Below are 1,890 nucleotides of genomic sequence, written 5' to 3'. Positions count from 1 at the left end.
CCTTCTTGTTTTGCCTTTCCTGATATATCAAAACACTCCGCTCACGCTCAACCTCTCTTTTATAGTACATCAATATATCGATCAGCTCACTTACGTTGTTGTGTTCCCAAATCACTTCATCAGGGTATTGATCACCAACAATACGCTGTGCATTACGAAAGAAAATATCAATAGGCTTTAAATAAACAAGCCCTTCATCAGCCTCGTAGTGATACATAAATGATTGATATAGATCGTTCAGTTTGTCCATTACCGAATCAATATCCAAGTCTCGAAAGATAATATTGATTACTAATTGATGAACTTTAGTAAATACTTCTGTTTGGTTGCGGTTGATGTATTTCATGGTATTACTCCTATGTGGTTTGTCTTGCACATAGTAGAGTCATGCCATATTTTTTAATTCTTTCTGCTGGTAATTTGGTTGGCTGATAGGCAGCGTGGTGACGCTGCTATATATAATAATATAAATAACCCATTAGTGTAGCTTATAAATACTGCTGGAATATCGATAGTATATTTGACTATATTCGTATGGAATGCAGTGTATATCGAGGATATTGTGATTGGTGCATTTAGCTGACAACAAGTTTTGAATGATACATCAGAAGTCACACTTACCAACTTTTATGCATACGGGAAACGCGTCAGCACATCTGTAATATATATTACACCAAAGTAAAAATATCGAAGTCAATCTTTAACAAATTATTGGTACTGCGCATTTTACTTGACATACTATTGATACCAAGCCATCTTAGACCAATGAAATATTGACATAGTAAGTATTTATATGAAAAAATTATTACTATATTATTACTATTAATTTATTTAAATATTATTAGTTTTTTATTTTAAAATTATTTAAACTTTAGTAGAATATTACTTAGATAACCAACTGAAGGATAAAAAATGACTGATAATTTTATCAGAGATTCTGTAGTAAACTCTAATAAGCAGAAAGGTAGGAATCTTAAACTAACTCAAAGGCAGGTTAATATTGCGTTAAATGAATTGACTTTAGATGGATATAACGTGGACCTTCCTAACGATTTAGAGTATCTAAACACTACTTGTAATAGCCTTGAGTTAACAGAAAGTTATAGAGAATCACTTGTTAGTTTTTCTAAATCTAATGTATTGCCTGATGAGTCTATAGCTTGGCTAAAAAATGATCTAACAGCAGCTTTATGGTTCGATCATTACTCGTATAAATATAAGCATAATCTTTCATTTTTCTGGGGAAATTACTCCGCTGACTTTCAAAACAACTTGATTACGTGTTTTGATTTGACAAACATAATTTCATTAGACAGGGATGGGGTTGAATATAATGATTATAGAGTTGAATGGAAAAGAAACTTTATGAACGAAGCTAAAAGCTTGTATAATAAAGTACTGACTACACCGCAAGACCTAGAATGGTTAGATAGAAAAAGTGAGAAACAAATTTTTTGGGCGCATAGCTACTTAAGTAAATATGGATATCTTATCGAGAACCCATTATTCCTAAGTAATGATCTGAGCACTTACTATATACAGATCTGCGCATCTCTAGACGCGCTAGATATTTTTGGTCATAGAAATAATCATCCATATAAGATGAGCCTACATAAAAAAGAAATAATCAGAAAAATGCGTAATGCATGGACTCAAAGAAGATTTCAAGGTAAGAGAGACGCCGAGACTGCTCAAGAGCACTTCTTAACCAGACGCCATATGAATAGGCTTAAAAAATTAGCTAGCGAGTATGGAGTAAGTAGCGCAGAGTATCTTCAGCAACTGATTGATGAAGCTTACAATAGTACTGAATAAAAAATAGTAGTAGTAATATGAAAAGTGAATTTCATGTACACTGATATGTACACTAAATAATACTCAACTTAAAAA

Annotated in this window: 1 protein-coding gene and 1 pseudogene; one reads left to right on the top strand and one right to left on the bottom strand. The window is 32.4% G+C overall.

Features of this window, described 5'->3' with window-relative positions:
* Positions 1–346 (bottom strand): annotated as a pseudogene (locus tag ACT3SX_RS14885) (hypothetical protein); the annotation flags it as partial.
* 566 nt (positions 347–912) lie between these two features.
* Here ACT3SX_RS14885 and ACT3SX_RS14880 point away from each other — a divergent pair.
* On the top strand, positions 913–1,815 hold the full coding sequence (locus ACT3SX_RS14880; RefSeq protein ID WP_109590329.1) for a hypothetical protein: 903 nt from the start codon (positions 913–915) through the stop codon (positions 1,813–1,815).
* Positions 1,816–1,890 lie beyond the last annotated feature (75 nt).

This window comes from Psychrobacter sp. AOP31-B2-9 (assembly GCF_052378005.1).
Taxonomy (GTDB): Bacteria; Pseudomonadota; Gammaproteobacteria; order Pseudomonadales; family Moraxellaceae; genus Psychrobacter.
The sequence above is the reverse complement of the archived record's forward strand: the minus strand, read 5'-3'. Positions and strand labels throughout refer to the sequence as shown.